Source organism: Aminobacter aminovorans (genome assembly GCF_900445235.1).
Lineage (GTDB): Bacteria > Pseudomonadota > Alphaproteobacteria > Rhizobiales > Rhizobiaceae > Aminobacter > Aminobacter aminovorans.
On record NZ_UFSM01000001.1, the window covers coordinates 4,895,129 to 4,908,959 of the forward strand.

Genomic DNA, 13,831 nt, shown 5'->3' on the forward strand with positions numbered 1-13,831 from the left:
GCTCGCCAGATGGGAGGAAGCCATGTTCGTCGCACGCTGGAAGATCGATGCCCGCTTCGGGCACAAGCAAAGCGCCATCGATCTGTTGCGCCAATGGGAACGGGAAATTGGTCCGCAGGCCGGAACCGACAAAATGGCCATGCAGATCCTGACCGGATCGATCGGCGCCAAGGAAGCCACCATCGAGGTCAACCACAACGTCGAAAGCCTGGCGCAGATCGAAGAGATGTTCGCCAAGCTCTCCAAGATCGACGCCCATGCCCAATGGGGGAAGAAGCTCGAGCCGTTCGTGGTGTCAGGCTCGTCCTACTGGAACTTCTATCGCGCGATCCAGAGTTAGGCATGCTCCGGCCTGCGGCGGGACAGCCTCCACAGTGCCTGGAAATGCAATCTGCCTAAGGATGCGTCTTGCCCGGGGGATGGTCATTCGTCCTCCGGGTGCTGTGCCGCAGCGCAAGCAGAAAGACGATCTCGGCTATGACGACGATGGCGACGATGCGGAAGCCGATGGTCACCGGATCGTGGTCACTGTCGCGCATCAGATAGCCGCCAATCAGAAAGGCGGCGTTCCAGATGAAGGCGCCGGTCACCGTTGCGAGCGCGAAGGGCACGAACGTCAGCCGCAACACCCCTGCCTCCAGCGCGAGATAAGTGCGCGCCACCGGCACCAGCTGCGCGATCAGCGAGGCGCGGAAGTTGTTGCGGCGATAGGCTACCGTCAGCCGCTGATAGGTGGCGTGCTTGAGGAAGATGTATTTGCCGAACCGCCTGACGGCGGCATCGGCGCGGTCAGCTCCCAACCAGTTGCCGCCGGCGTACCAGATCATCGATCCCAGCGTCGAACCGAACGTGGTTGCGAACATCAGCGCGACCAGCATCGGAACGTCGGGCGCCGCCGTCATGCCGAGAAACAACAGCAGCACATGCGACGGCGGGACAGGCGAAATCTTCTCGGTAAAAGCAAGACAAGCCGCGCCGAGCAGACCGAAGCCCAGAAAAGATGGAATCATGAAAAGCGCCAGTCGTAACTCTTTGCCGGCTTCATCCTTGTGATCCGATAGACAGCCGCCGGCGGCAGGTTGCGGAAGGTATGGCCAATGCGCGTCACTTCGAGATCGAGCCTGTCGAGAAGCGGCTGATCAATAGGGCACCGGAAGCCGTATGTGAATAGGTACAGCGCTCCTTCGGGCCTGAGATTGGCGAAAATGCCCTCGAGGATGGCGAGCGTCTGGCGTGGCGGAATCGCCAGGAACGGCAGGCCGCTGACGGCCGCGCCAGCGACCGGACCGTCATAGATCGGCCGGTAGCGCAGCTCGGCTGCATCCATTTCCAGCACCCGCGACTTGGGGAAGCGGCACCTGAGCAAATGGGCGAAATCGCTGTTGAACTCGATCAGCGTCATATCGCTTTCCCTGATCCCGCGGGCCAGCATGGCGCGGGTGAACGGGCCGGTGCCGGCGCCGAGTTCGAGGACCGGTCCGGTCTCGGGGCCGAGCTCCTGGGTCATCAGTGTCGCCAGGCTGGAGCTGGACGGCGTTATGGAGGCGACCTTGAGTGGCGCCGTGGCCCATGCCATGAGAAAGGATAAAGTGTCATTTGCGGCCATTGCGAACCTCTTTCGAAATCGTCTGCCGGCGAATCGGTCGCCTGCCTTTAGCGAAAGCTGTTTGAGGCCGCTGGATTACACATGCATTGCGACAAAGGCACAGAACCAGGCATTTTGGCGACTGCCCCGGTCGCCGTGCTTATTACGCAATGCTTCTGCAATGTTGAAGCAATAGCCGGTGGCACCGAGGGCCTTCGAGGAGTGAAATGCGCATACTGCTTGTGGAAGACGAGCCAGAACTGGCGTCGGCTTTGAAAACGGCGTTGCGGCGATACGACATGGTGGTGGATCACGCCGCGTCGCTGCTGGAGGCCGGCGACTTTGCGGCCAGCGAGAATTACGACGCGATCCTGCTCGACCGGCAGTTGCCCGACGGCGACGGCCTGACGCTGGTGCCGAAGATACGTGCACGCGGCAACGCAACGCCGGTCCTGGTGCTGACGGCGCGCAGCGACACCTCCGACAAGGTCGACGGGCTCGACATGGGTGCCGATGACTACCTGGCCAAGCCCTTTGCCTTCGAGGAACTGCTGGCTCGGCTGCGCGCTCTGCTGCGCCGGCCGGCGAATGTTCAGACGCAGGTCATACGTGCCGGCGACCTGTCATTCGATCTCGGCCATCGCGAGGTCATGGTTCGCGGCGAGCCGCTGACCCTGCCGCGTCGCGAGCTGCTGGTGCTGGAAGCGCTGCTGCGGCGGACCGGCCGCATGGTACAGCGTTCGTCGCTGATGGAAGCGGTGTTCGGCCTCGACGACGAGATCCAGTCCAATGCCCTCGACACACATGTGTCGCGGCTCCGACGCAAGCTGGCTGAAGCCGACGGCAAGGTCGAGATCAATGGCGTGCGCGGCGTCGGCTACCTTCTTCGCGAGATTTCATGAGACTTGCGCGTCTGCTTCTCTACGTCCAGCGCTTCTTCCGACCACGCTCGCTGAAGTGGCAGCTGGTGTGGCGCCTGGTGGTGTTGCAGGTCGTGCTACTGACGCTGATGATCGTTATCCTGCTCGCCGGGCTGACCATCGCCGGCGTGATCCCGGACAATTATGAGGGACGGGCGATCGACGTGTTGCGCAAGACCGTGCGCAAGGACGAGGCGGGCAAGCTGACGCTCAAGGAAGGGCCGCTGCTCACCGGATTGCGCGCCGAGGTTCCAAACCTCTGGTTTATCGTGCGGGATACGGAAGGCAACAAGATCTCCGAAGGCCAGGTACCCCGCCTGCTGACCGACATTCCTTCTGCGCTCGACTACATCAACGACGCGACCTTTGTGAAGCAGTTTGGCGGCACGCAGACGTCGGCGACCGTCCAGTGGGCCGATACCGCGGCTGGCCGCGTGCAGATCTTTACCGGGGCGCAAGGTGAGTTTCACTACATGGCGCTGTTGTCGATAACCCCGGAGCTGTTCACCGACATCATCCTGCCCGTCGGTGGCGTGATGGGGTTGGCGACTTTGATCGTCATTCCGCTCGTTGTGCGCAACGCCTTCAAGGGTATGCGGCGTGCTGCCACTCTGGCCGAGAAGATCGACGTAGAAGAACGTGGCGTCCGACTGCCGATCGAGGGCATCCCGACCGAAATATCGCCGCTGGTCAGGGCCGTCAACGGCGCACTCGACCGTCTCGACAAGGGTTATGAGCGTCACAAACGCTTCCTGATCGACGCCGCGCATGAGTTGCGCACGCCGGTCGCCATCCTCAACACCCGCATCACCTCGCTGCCGGCGACGCCCGAACGGGCGCGGCTGCTGCAGGATACGGCGCGGCTGTCGACGCTGACGGACCAGCTTCTCGACATCCAGCGCCTCGGCCGCCAGACACAGCAATTCACCCGCTTCGACCTGGTGGCGGTGGCGCGCGGGGTCGTCGTCGACCTGGCGCCGATGGCCTTCGCCGCCGGCTACGAGATGTCGTTCGAACCGGCACGCGGCGAGCTGTTCGCCAATGGCGACCGCACCGCCGTCGAGCGCGCTGTCGCCAATCTGGTGCAGAACGCCGTCGAGCACGGCGGCAACGCCGGCAGGATCACCATCGGCGTCAACAGCCCGGCCACGATCGAGGTTTCGGACGAGGGCGAGGGCGTGCCGGCGGCGGAGCGGGAAAAGATCTTCGAGCCGTTCTACCGCCTGCGCCCGCGCGGACATGGCGCCGGCCTCGGCCTAAACCTCGTGCACGAGATCATGCAGATCCATGGCGGCCGCATAGAGCTCGCCGGCAGCGACAGGAAGGGCGCCTGCTTCAGGCTGGTCTTCGCACAGGCCTGAGGCCCTGGCTCAACGCCCCGCGATGGTAAGCTGCGCCCCGGCGTCGGCGAGCGCCTGTGCGAGATCTTCGGACGGCTGTTTGTCGGTCACCAACTCGGTGAAGCCCTGGAAGCCGCAGACCTGGACCAGGCCCTTGCGGCCGAACTTGCTGTGGTCGGTGACGACGACCGACCGCTGCCCGCGCGCCAGCACGACACGGGCGAACTCGGCCTCCTCGAGATTGTAGTCCATGACGCCGTTTTCGGCATCAACTGCGCCCGCCGAGATCACCGCGTGGGTGACGGCGAAGCGGCTGACGAACTCGATCGCCGACACACCGAAGGCCGCACCACTGTCGCTGCGCAGCTCGCCGCCGGCCATGTAGACCTTGTTGCCGTTCACCGTCGCCAGCGTGCGGGCGATGTCGGACGAATTGGTCACCACCGTCAGCCGGCGGTGGCCGAGCAATTCGCGGGCCAGGTAGCTGGTGGTGGTGCCGGTATCGAGCATAACCGACTCGCCGTCATGAATGGTGGCAGCGACCGCCTTGGCGATGGCACGCTTGGCGTCGGCATTGTCGCGCATGCGTCGCTCGAAAGGCGCCTCGCCGACCACCGAAGGCAATCCGATGGCACCGTGCATCTTGAGGATCGAGCCATTGTCGGCAAGCGGCTTGACGTCGCGCCGTACAGTTTCAAGCGAGACGCCGAGCTTCTCGGCGAGGTCGGCGATGGTGATTGTGCCGTCGTCCTCGAGCAGGCGCAGAATTTCGCTGTGGCGCTTGGAGTGATTCATCCGGTTGTCCCGCTCGACCGGCCAGATTGGCCGTTTCTGAGATTTCTTCTGACTGACTCTACCGCATTTGCGGTCTTCTTCAACAGATGCGGTCAAATGAACAAATAAAGCCACAGAATCGGATTGACACTGCCGCTTCTGCTGCGTGAGAGTGCCCAACAACAACATCAAGGCGCAAGGGGAACGCGCCGGGCACGGCACGGAGGGGCTAGATGTCGAACAGCGAGGAACGCATTCGCGCCCTGCCTCTGTGGAACGGGCCACTTACCATTTCGCCGCTCAAGGGCGGCATCAGCAACGAGAGCTGGCTGGTCGAGGACGGCAACGGCCGGCATGTCGTGCGGTTCGGCAAGGACTATCCGTTCCACCATGTCTTCCGCGAGCGCGAGGTGATGGTGGCGCGCGCCGCCCATGAGGCAGGTTTTGCGCCGGAGCTACGCTATGCCGCTCCGGGGGTGATGGTGAGCGAGTTCCTCGGTGCCAAGACCTACGGCGCAGACGACGTACGGGCCAATGCTGCGCGCATTGCGCGACTGGTACGACGCTTCCATGAGGAGATGCCGAAACATGTCTCTGGACCAGGCTTCATGTTCTGGGCGTTTCACGTCATCCGCGACTATGCCCGCACACTGGCCGCCGGTGGCAGCCGGATGGCACCCGAACTGCCCCGTTATCTCGACCTGGCCGACAGGCTGGAAAAAGCGCAGGCGCCACTGCCTGTCATCTTCAGCCACAACGACCTGCTGCCGGCCAACTTCCTTGACGACGGCTCAAGGCTTTGGCTCATCGACTTCGAATATGCCGGCTTCTCGACCGCAATGTTCGATCTTGCCGGCACTGCCTCCAACGCCGGCATGACGCCGGAAGAGTCGGACGAGCTGCTGACCGTCTATTTCGGCGGCAAGCCGGACCAGGCGATCCGCCGCTCGCACGCGGCCATGCAATGCGCCTCGCTGCTGCGCGAAGCGATGTGGAGCATGGTCTCCGAGATCCACCTTTCGGCGCCGGGCAGTGACTACGTCACCTACACAGCCGAGAATCTCGACAAGCTCGAAGCGGCACTCGAAACCTACCAGAACCAGTACGGGAAACTGTAGCCATGGCCCTCCCATCGCACGCGCAGATCGTCGTCATCGGCGGTGGCATCATCGGCTGCTCGACGGCCTATCACCTGGCACGCGACCACAAGGCCGACGTCATCCTGCTCGAACAAGGCAAGCTGACCTCGGGTTCGACCTGGCATGCGGCCGGGCTGGTCGGGCAGTTGCGCTCGTCGGCCTCGATCACCCGTGTGCTGAAATACTCGGTCGACCTGTACAAGGGGCTGGAGGCCGAGACCGGGCTCGCGACCGGCTGGAAGATGTCCGGCTGCCTGAGGCTCGCCACCAACCAGGACCGTTGGACCGAATACAAGAGGCTGGCAACGACGGCGAAAAGCTTCGGCATGGACATGCAGCTGGTGTCGCCGGAGGAGGTCAAGCGCATGTGGCCGCTGATGGACACCTCGGACCTAGTCGGCGCCTCATGGCTGCCGACCGACGGGCAGGCGAGCCCCTCCGACATCACCCAGTCGCTGGCCAAGGGCGCACGCATGCACGGCGCCAAGCTTTTCGAGAATGTGCGGGTGACCGGCTTCGAGATGAAGGACGGTCGCATTCTCAAGGTCATGACCGACCAGGGCGACATCGCCTGCGACAAGGTGGTGAACTGCGCCGGGCAATGGGCGCGGCAGGTGGGTGCAATGGCCGGCATCAACGTTCCGCTGCAGCCGGTGAAGCACCAGTACATCATCACCGAGAAATTGCCGGGGCTCGCCACCGACGCGCCGACGCTGCGCGACCCAGACCGCCGCACCTATTTCAAGGAGGAAGTCGGCGGGCTCGTCATGGGTGGCTACGAGCCGAACCCGCAGGGCTGGACGACTGATGACGTGCCCAACGACTGGGAATTCCGCCTGTTCGACGACGATTTCGATCACTTCGAGCAGCACATGCTGCAGGCGATCGAGCGCGTGCCGGGGTTAGGCGATGTCGGCGTCAAGCAGATGATCAACGGCCCCGAGAGCTTTACCCCCGACGGCAACTTCATCCTCGGCGTGGCGCCGGAATGTTCGAACATGTTCGTCGGCGCCGGCTTCAACGCCTTCGGCATCGCTTCGGGCGGCGGCGCCGGCTGGGTGCTGGCGCAGTGGGTGGTCGACGGCGAGGCGCCGCTCGACCTCTGGGTCGTAGACATTAGGCGCTTCTCGGGCCTGCATCGCGACCGGCAATGGGTGTCTGACCGTACACTCGAAGCCTATGGCAAGCACTACACCATCGGCTATCCGCACGAGGAGTATGCCAGCGGCCGTCCCTACATCGTCTCGCCGCTCTATGAGCGACTGAAAAAGCACCGCGCGGTCTTCGGCTCCAAGCTCGGCTGGGAACGACCCAACTGGTTCGCGCCCGAGGACATGGAGGCGAAGGACGTCTACGCCATGGGGCGCCAAAACTGGTTCGAGCCTGTAGGCCACGAACACAGGCACGTGCGCCAGGCAGTGGGCGTGTTCGACCAGTCGTCCTTCGCCAAATACGAGATGACAGGCAAGGACGCACAAAAGGCACTCGACTTCATCTGTGCCAACGACGTGTCGAAGCCCTTGGGACGGCTGACCTACACGCAGTTGCTCAACACGCGGGGCGGCATCGAGGCCGACCTCACCGTGGCGCGGCTGGCCGACGACAAGTTATACATCGTCACCGGCACCGGTTTCCGTACCCACGACTTCGCCTGGATCAGCGACCACATCCCTTCAGGGCTGGACGCGAAGCTCGTTGATGTGACCGAGCAGTTCGGCACGCTGTCGCTGATGGGACCGGATGCGCGCAAGGTGCTCGAAGCGGTCACCGATGCCGATGTCTCCAACGCCGCCATCCCCTTCGGCCATGTCAGGGAGATCACGATCGCCGGCGCCACCGTCCGGGCCTTGCGCGTCACCTATGTCGGCGAGCTTGGCTGGGAACTGCATGTGCCGATCAGTGCCACCGGCGAGGTGTTCGACGCGCTGATGGCGGCGGGCAAGCCACACGGCATCCGCCCCATCGGCTACCGCGCGCTGGAGTCACTCAGGCTGGAGAAGGGCTATCGCGCCTGGGGCTCGGACATCACGCCTAACGACACGCCGTTCGAGGCCGGCCTCGGCTGGGCGGTGAAGCTCAGGAAGGACACCGAGTTCCTCGGCCGCACGGCGCTGGAAAAGCTCGGTAATGCGCCTCTGACCAAGCGCCTCGCCTGCTTTACCGTCGACGACAAGGATGTCGTCCTTGTTGGTCGAGAGACGATCCTGCGCGACGGCCAGCCGGTCGGCTACCTGACCAGCGGCGGCTATGGCTACACCGTCGGCAAGAACATCGGCTTCGGCTATGTCAGAAACGCCGGCGGCGTCGACGACGCCTTCCTTACAGGTGGCAGCTACGAGCTTGTGGTAGCCATGGAGCGCGTGGCGGCGAAGATCCATCTCGAGCCGTTGTTCGATCCTGATGCTGCAAGGGTGAAGGCATAGCGCGCAGCGGCAAAACCGGGTTCGAGTGTCCGAACGGACGGCGCGCGGTCGCAAACCACGCCGTACAACCGACGTCTAGCTCGCCAAAAAGCCATGATCTGCCTTATCAACGGTCGTCGACGACGACAGACAAGGACCAGATCATGGCGCGACTGACAGGCACATTTATGCGGGCGACCGCCTTCGGGTCGCTGCTGTTTTTGGCCGCCTGCCAGACCGGCTCCAACATCGCCGGTGACGGCGCCGGCGCTTCAGCCACCGGTATCGCCTATCTGCAGACCATACGCTCGGAGCATGGCTTGCCGCCGCTCAGCCCTGATTCCACGCTTGAGCGCGCCGCACTAAAGCAGGCCGCCTACATGGCGCGCAGCGGCAAGATGGAGCACACCACCGGCTGGGGCAAGGATTTTGCCGCGCGCATGAAGGATGGCGGCGTCGAGGGCGCTGCGGCCGAAAACATTGCCCATGGCGGCATGGAGCCAGCCAAGCTGTTTTCGATGTGGATGAACTCCGCCGGCCACCGCCGCAACATGCTCGACCCGCGCTTCGGCAAGTTCGGCCTCGCCTATGTGCGCGAGAGCAAGGGCAGCGACAGGCGCTATTGGGCGCTTGTGCTGGGGCGGTAGGTCGATAGCCTCCTACCTGCAGGGGGAGGTAATCCGAGCATCCGCCGGTCACACCTCATTGCCGAGAGCAGGCCTAGTCCCCTCGCGCTTCTGGGGAGGGGCTAAAGCTGGGACATTGGGGAAGGATACCCCTCAGTGCACGCTGGTCGGCACCGTCTCGGGCTCGGCCTTGTCCACCAACTTCTGGCGGTGGAAGATGAACAGGCCGGCGATGACGATGATTGCCGAGCCGATCAGGATCTGCGCATCCGGATAGTCGCCGAAAAAGGCGATGCCCATGACCACGGCCCAGATCAGCAGCGTGTATTGCAGGGGCGCGAGCACCGAAGCAGGGGCGAGCTTGAGCGCCCGGGTGATCAGAAGATGTGCGGCGCAGGCGACGACGCCGAGCAGGAGCATTGCCGACCAGTCGACGGCGCTTGCCGGCTGCCAGTCGGAGGCGGCGAGGATGCCACCCATGATCAAGGCGCCGACCGTCTGCCAGGTGACGAGGGTCGTGTCGTTGGTGGCGCGCAGCTTGCGGCTGAGGATCAGGCTGATGGCAAAGGACATGCTGCCGACGACCGCGAAGAGCGACGGCCAGGACAGCGAAGCCGTCGATGGGCGCAGCGCGATGACCACGCCGCAGAATCCGAGCACGATGGCAAGCCAGCGGCGCCAGCCGACCTTTTCGCCAAGGAAGAAATGCGACAGGGCGGCGATGTATATCGGGCCGGCCATGTAGAAGGTCATGACATCGGCCAGCGGCAGATAAGCGACTGCAGCATAGAAGAAGGCGGTGTCGGCGGTGGCGAGCACGACGCGCAGCACCTGCAGGCCGGGGCGCTCGACATTGGTCAGTGGGCCAAGCCCCTGCCTGACAATCATCGGGCCGAGGATGATGAAGGCGCCGATCGAGCGGATGAACAACACCTGGCCAACCGAGAAGCTGGTGACCAGCCATTTGCCCATGGCGTCGTTGAGCGCGAACATGAAGTCGCCCAGCAACATGAGCAGGATGCCCGCAAGAACCATGTTGTTCTTCGGGAGGGCGAGGGCTTGTCGAAAAGTCATGATGCCATCCGCCGGGCGACGGGCCCGGATCACGGCTGTCTATGCGCTAGAAACGTCGATGGCGAGAGCAATCTGGCCTGGACCATGCGTTGCTCCGTCGCAGTACCATCGGTTACGGCCTGGGCGCAACGACGACCGGGCGATAGACCACGACAGGCCGGTTCCAATCGTCGAACGCCGACTTGCTCTGGCGAAACTCGGCGCGACGGTCGAGCTCGATGCGCTGCAGGCACTCGGCGAAGGCGTCATTGCGCTTGGTGAAGCCGTAGGAGCGGCACTTGTCTTCGTCGCGGGCTCGCTGTTCTTCCACCGATACGCAGCCGGCAAGCAAAGCCGCCACGAAACCCAGGAAAACCGACCTCGACAACATGACCTGCTCCTTCCGCAACGCTGCGAATCTTGAGTTCTGTTGTAGACTTTTTTGTGACTGTCAGCCACGCGCCATGATAGGTCAACTCGCCTGTGGCGGCACCACATGGCGGCGGTTGATGCTAGCCGGGCGGCCCTTGATCGACAGTACCGTGTCACGCTTCGGCCGCTCGGCCACGACCTTGCCCTTGGCAATCACGCATAGCCGCTCGGCCCGCAGGCGCACCGCCTCGATAGGGTTGCCGGCATCGAGCACGACCAGGCTGGCAGTCTTGCCAACTGCGAGCCCGAGATGGTCGAGGCCCATGATCTCGGCATTGACTTTCGTCACCATGTCGAAGCAGCGGCGCATGTCCTGGGGCGAGGACATCTGGGCGACGTGCAGGCCCATGAAGGCGACGTCGAGCATGTCGGCGGTGCCGAGTGAATACCAGGGGTCGAGTACGCAGTCCTGGCCCCAGCCGACACGGATGCCGGCCTTCAGCATCTCCGGCACGCGGGTCATGCCGCGGCGCTTGGGATAGGTATCATGGCGGCCCTGCAGCATGATGTTGATGAGCGGGTTGGGGATCGCCGATACGCCAGCTTCCGCAATCAGCGGCAGCAACTTCGAGACGTAATAATTGTCCATCGAATGCATCGACGTCAGGTGCGATCCGGCCACCCTGCCCTGCAGACCCAGCCGCTGGGTCTCGTATGCGAGTTGTTCGATGTGGCGCGACAGCGGATCGTCGGTCTCGTCGCAATGCAGGTCGACCATCAGGCCGCGTGTCGCCGCGATCTCGCACAGTTCGGTCACCGAACGGGTGCCGTCGGCCATGGTGCGCTCGAAATGTGGAATGCCGCCGACGACATCGACTCCCATGTCCAGGGCGCGCAGGGTATTGTCGCGGGCGGTCGGCGAGCGATAGAGCCCGTCCTGCGGGAAGGCGACGAGTTGCAGGTCAATATAGGGTGCGATCTGCTTCTTGACCTCGAGCAAGGCTTCGACGGCGAGCAGGCGGTCGTCGCAGGTGTCGACATGTGTGCGAATGGCGAGCAGGCCCATCGACACGGCCCAGTCGCAATAAGCGAGCGCACGCTCCTTTACCGCCTCATGCGTCAGCAGCGGCTTGAGCTCGCCCCACAAGGAGATACCCTCGAGCAGCGTGCCTGAAGCGTTGATACGCGGCAGGCCATAGGACAGCGTCGCGTCCATATGGAAATGCGGGTCGACGAAGGGCTGCGACACGAGGTTACCGGAAGCGTCGACGACCTCGCCGGCCGAAGCGTCGATCTTCGGTTCGATCGCCGCGATCCTGTCGCCCTTGATGCCGATGTCGGCCACGGTTCCATCAGGCAGCGTGCCACCCTTGACGATCAGGTCGAAGCTCATCTTTCGCCTTTCTGGTACGGTATCATCAGTGCTTTCGGATAGGTGGCGCGGCGCGCCACCAGGATCAGGGCCAGGATCGACAGCGCATAAGGCATCATCAGGAACACCTGGTAGGGCACGATGCCGCCCGACATCTGCTGCAGGCGCACCTGATAGGCGTCGAAGGCGGCAAACAGGATGGCGCCGACGAGCGCCTTGCCCGGCCGCCACGAGCCGAACACGACCAGGGCGATGCAGATCCAGCCTCGGCCGTTGATCATCTCGAAGAAGAACGAATTGAACGCCGACATGGTGAGGAAAGCGCCACCGACAGCCATCAGCGCACTGCCGACCATCACCGCGCCCATGCGGATGGCGGTGACGGAGATGCCTTGCGCCTCGACAGCCGAAGGGTTTTCGCCGGCGGCCCGGACGGCAAGACCGACCGGTGTGCGGTAGAGCACCCAGGCAACGATGGCGACAGTAAGGAAGGCGAGATAGGTCAGCGGCGTCTGCGAAAACAGCGCCTCGCCGACGACAGGAATCTTCGACAGGCCGGTGATCGGCAACGGCTGGAACGGCTCGATTTTGGGCGGCGAGGTCACTTCCGGCAGCGCCAAGCGGTAGGTGAAATAGGTGAGGCTTGTGGCAAGCAGCGTGACCCCGATGCCGACGACATGTTGCGACAGGCCAAGCGGCACTGTCAGCGTTGCGTGCAACAGGCCGAACATGGCCCCCGCAAGAGCCGCGACCAGCACGCCTGTCCACAGATCGCCGCCGGCATAGACGGTGAACCAGCCGGCAAAGGCGCCGGCCGTCATGATGCCCTCGATGCCGAGATTGAGCACGCCGGCGCGCTCGCAGATCAGTTCGCCCATGGTGGCGAAGATCAGCGGCGAGGCGATGCGGATGGCGGCGACCCAGAAGGAAGCGGTGAAGAGGATTTCAAAAGCGTCCATCAATGGCTCCCGGCGGCCATAGGTGCCCCACTCCGCCTCGCTGCGCCCGGAACCTTCCCCCAAAGAGGCGAGGAAGCCAAGCTGGAGAGGCGCCAGCGTTGAAGCTGCGTTCCCTCGACCCTTTGGGGAGAGCTGGCCCGAAGGTCCGGAGAGGGAGCTGCCGCAAGCATCATCACCTCCACCTCACCCTGAACCGCGTCAGCAGGATCGCCACCACCATCGTCAAGAGGGACGTCGCGACCATCACGTCGGCGATGTAGCTCGGCACCTTGGCAACCCGGCTCATGGCGTCGGCGCCGACGAAGATGCCGGCGACGAAGATCGCCGAGGCAATCACCCCGAGCGGGTTGAGCATCGCCAGCATGGCGACGACGATGCCCGAGTAGCCATAGCCCGGCGACAGGTCCAGCGTCAGGTTGCCCTTGAGGCCCGACACTTCGGAGAAGCCGGCGAGTGCCGCGAGCCCGCCCGACAGAAGCGCTGTCTTCATCAGCACCCGGTTGACCGGGATGCCGACGAAGCGCGCGCCTTCGGGGTTGTGGCCGACGGCGAGCATCTCATAGCCCAGAACGGTCTTCTTCATGATGACCCAGACGACGATGGCCGAGACGACGGCGATGACAAAGCCGTAGTGCAAGCGCTTGCCCTGGATGATGCGCGGCAGCTGCGCCTCGGCGATGACCTTCTGCGACTGCGGCCAGCCCAGCCCCATCGGGTCCTTGAGCACGCCTTCCAGCAACATCGATACGAACAGCAAAACGATAAAATTGAGCAGCAGCGTGGTCACCACCTCATCGACGCCGAAGCGGGTCTTCAGCACGGCCGGGCCAAGCAGGAGAGCCGCGCCTGCGGCCATGGCTGCGACCATGATGACGGGGATCAGGACGGGCGCGGGCAGCGGCAGCGCGCCGGTGCCGAGCACGACGGTGACAATGCCACCGACATAGAGCTGAGCTTCGGCGCCGATGTTCCAAAGCTTGGCGCGAAAGGCGACGGCAACAGCAAGGCCGGTGAAGATCAGCGGCGTCGCACGCGTCAGCGTTTCGAGCAAGGCGAACTGCGAGCCGGCCGCGCCCTTGGCGACGAGGTAGAACACCGACAGCGGCGAGGCGCCGGCGGCGAGCACCAGCAGCGAGGTGATCAGCAGCGTGGCAACGATCGCCGCCAGCGGGAACAGCAAGGTGACCGCCAGTGACGGCGCTGGTTTGGGCTCAAGCCGCATGCTGTTGCCTTCCAATGGCTTGAGACGGCTGCGGGACAGCGCTCCCCTCTGTCCTGCCGGACATCTC

Annotated in this window: 14 protein-coding genes; 6 read left to right on the top strand and 8 right to left on the bottom strand. The window is 63.9% G+C overall.

What is annotated here, in order from left to right; translation table 11 throughout:
• Positions 1–22 precede the first annotated feature (22 nt).
• Positions 23–340, top strand: coding sequence for a hypothetical protein (locus DY201_RS24130; RefSeq protein ID WP_115733416.1), 318 nt, complete (start codon positions 23–25; stop codon positions 338–340).
• Positions 341–395: 55 nt separating this feature from the next.
• On the opposite strand, the gene DY201_RS24135 is transcribed toward DY201_RS24130, so the two are convergent.
• Positions 396–1,010 (bottom strand): DedA family protein, encoded by a 615-nt coding sequence (locus DY201_RS24135; RefSeq protein WP_115733417.1) that lies wholly within the window; start codon positions 1,008–1,010, stop codon positions 396–398.
• Positions 1,007–1,507, bottom strand: a complete 501-nt coding sequence (locus DY201_RS24140; protein ID WP_245432085.1) for a class I SAM-dependent methyltransferase — start codon at positions 1,505–1,507, stop codon at positions 1,007–1,009. The genes DY201_RS24135 and DY201_RS24140 overlap by 4 nt, the downstream gene beginning before the upstream one ends.
• Positions 1,508–1,812: 305 nt before the next feature.
• Here DY201_RS24140 and DY201_RS24145 point away from each other — a divergent pair, with 305 nt between their 5' ends.
• Positions 1,813–2,487 carry a response regulator transcription factor gene (locus DY201_RS24145; RefSeq protein WP_067965571.1) on the top strand — a complete coding sequence of 225 codons (675 nt, stop codon included), beginning with the start codon at positions 1,813–1,815 and terminating at the stop codon, positions 2,485–2,487.
• Positions 2,484–3,866, top strand: a complete 1,383-nt coding sequence (locus tag DY201_RS24150; protein WP_115733419.1) for a sensor histidine kinase — start codon at positions 2,484–2,486, stop codon at positions 3,864–3,866. Before DY201_RS24145 ends, DY201_RS24150 begins: the two co-directional genes overlap by 4 nt.
• A 9-nt stretch (positions 3,867–3,875) precedes the next feature.
• On the opposite strand, the gene DY201_RS24155 is transcribed toward DY201_RS24150, so the two are convergent.
• Positions 3,876–4,640, bottom strand: coding sequence for a DeoR/GlpR family DNA-binding transcription regulator (locus DY201_RS24155; RefSeq protein WP_115733420.1), 765 nt, complete (start codon positions 4,638–4,640; stop codon positions 3,876–3,878).
• 212 nt (positions 4,641–4,852) lie between these two features.
• On the opposite strand from DY201_RS24155, the gene DY201_RS24160 reads away from it, so the two are divergent.
• The 3 genes from DY201_RS24160 (at position 4,853) to DY201_RS24170 (ending at position 8,807) form a co-directional block, all read left to right on the top strand.
• Positions 4,853–5,737 carry a choline/ethanolamine kinase family protein gene (locus tag DY201_RS24160; protein WP_115733421.1) on the top strand — a complete coding sequence of 295 codons (885 nt, stop codon included), beginning with the start codon at positions 4,853–4,855 and terminating at the stop codon, positions 5,735–5,737.
• A 2-nt stretch (positions 5,738–5,739) separates the two neighbouring features.
• A complete protein-coding gene (locus tag DY201_RS24165; protein ID WP_115733422.1) occupies positions 5,740–8,181 on the top strand; it encodes a GcvT family protein in 2,442 nt (813 codons plus the stop codon).
• A 143-nt stretch (positions 8,182–8,324) separates the two neighbouring features.
• Entirely contained in the window at positions 8,325–8,807 is a 483-nt protein-coding gene (locus DY201_RS24170) for a CAP domain-containing protein (protein WP_245432086.1), read from the top strand.
• 132 nt (positions 8,808–8,939) lie between these two features.
• Here DY201_RS24170 and DY201_RS24175 read toward each other — a convergent pair whose 3' ends face one another.
• The 5 genes from DY201_RS24175 to DY201_RS24195 form a co-directional block, all read right to left on the bottom strand.
• Positions 8,940–9,860, bottom strand: a complete 921-nt coding sequence (locus DY201_RS24175; protein ID WP_115733969.1) for a DMT family transporter — start codon at positions 9,858–9,860, stop codon at positions 8,940–8,942.
• Positions 9,861–9,972: 112 nt separating this feature from the next.
• Positions 9,973–10,230, bottom strand: coding sequence for a hypothetical protein (locus DY201_RS24180; protein WP_115733424.1), 258 nt, complete (start codon positions 10,228–10,230; stop codon positions 9,973–9,975).
• Between the two features lie 81 nt (positions 10,231–10,311).
• On the bottom strand, positions 10,312–11,604 hold the full coding sequence (locus DY201_RS24185; protein ID WP_115733425.1) for an amidohydrolase family protein: 1,293 nt from the start codon (positions 11,602–11,604) through the stop codon (positions 10,312–10,314).
• Entirely contained in the window at positions 11,601–12,542 is a 942-nt protein-coding gene (locus DY201_RS24190; protein WP_115733426.1) for an ABC transporter permease, read from the bottom strand. The genes DY201_RS24185 and DY201_RS24190 overlap by 4 nt, the downstream gene beginning before the upstream one ends.
• Before the next feature lie 172 nt (positions 12,543–12,714).
• Positions 12,715–13,764, bottom strand: a complete 1,050-nt coding sequence (locus DY201_RS24195; RefSeq protein WP_115733427.1) for an ABC transporter permease — start codon at positions 13,762–13,764, stop codon at positions 12,715–12,717.
• Positions 13,765–13,831: the final 67 nt, after the last annotated feature.

Coding starts and splice junctions, on each gene's coding strand:
- DY201_RS24190 (WP_115733426.1), bottom strand. CDS start 12,542: ATGGACGCTTTTGAAATCCTCTTCACCGCTTCCTTCTGGGTCGCCGCC.
- DY201_RS24175 (WP_115733969.1), bottom strand. CDS start 9,860: ATGACTTTTCGACAAGCCCTCGCCCTCCCGAAGAACAACATGGTTCTT.
- DY201_RS24160 (WP_115733421.1), top strand. CDS start 4,853: ATGTCGAACAGCGAGGAACGCATTCGCGCCCTGCCTCTGTGGAACGGG.
- DY201_RS24170 (WP_245432086.1), top strand. CDS start 8,325: ATGGCGCGACTGACAGGCACATTTATGCGGGCGACCGCCTTCGGGTCG.
- DY201_RS24185 (WP_115733425.1), bottom strand. CDS start 11,604: ATGAGCTTCGACCTGATCGTCAAGGGTGGCACGCTGCCTGATGGAACC.
- DY201_RS24155 (WP_115733420.1), bottom strand. CDS start 4,640: ATGAATCACTCCAAGCGCCACAGCGAAATTCTGCGCCTGCTCGAGGAC.
- DY201_RS24150 (WP_115733419.1), top strand. CDS start 2,484: ATGAGACTTGCGCGTCTGCTTCTCTACGTCCAGCGCTTCTTCCGACCA.
- DY201_RS24135 (WP_115733417.1), bottom strand. CDS start 1,010: ATGATTCCATCTTTTCTGGGCTTCGGTCTGCTCGGCGCGGCTTGTCTT.
- DY201_RS24195 (WP_115733427.1), bottom strand. CDS start 13,764: ATGCGGCTTGAGCCCAAACCAGCGCCGTCACTGGCGGTCACCTTGCTG.
- DY201_RS24165 (WP_115733422.1), top strand. CDS start 5,740: ATGGCCCTCCCATCGCACGCGCAGATCGTCGTCATCGGCGGTGGCATC.
- DY201_RS24130 (WP_115733416.1), top strand. CDS start 23: ATGTTCGTCGCACGCTGGAAGATCGATGCCCGCTTCGGGCACAAGCAA.
- DY201_RS24140 (WP_245432085.1), bottom strand. CDS start 1,507: ATGACCCAGGAGCTCGGCCCCGAGACCGGACCGGTCCTCGAACTCGGC.
- DY201_RS24145 (WP_067965571.1), top strand. CDS start 1,813: ATGCGCATACTGCTTGTGGAAGACGAGCCAGAACTGGCGTCGGCTTTG.
- DY201_RS24180 (WP_115733424.1), bottom strand. CDS start 10,230: ATGTTGTCGAGGTCGGTTTTCCTGGGTTTCGTGGCGGCTTTGCTTGCC.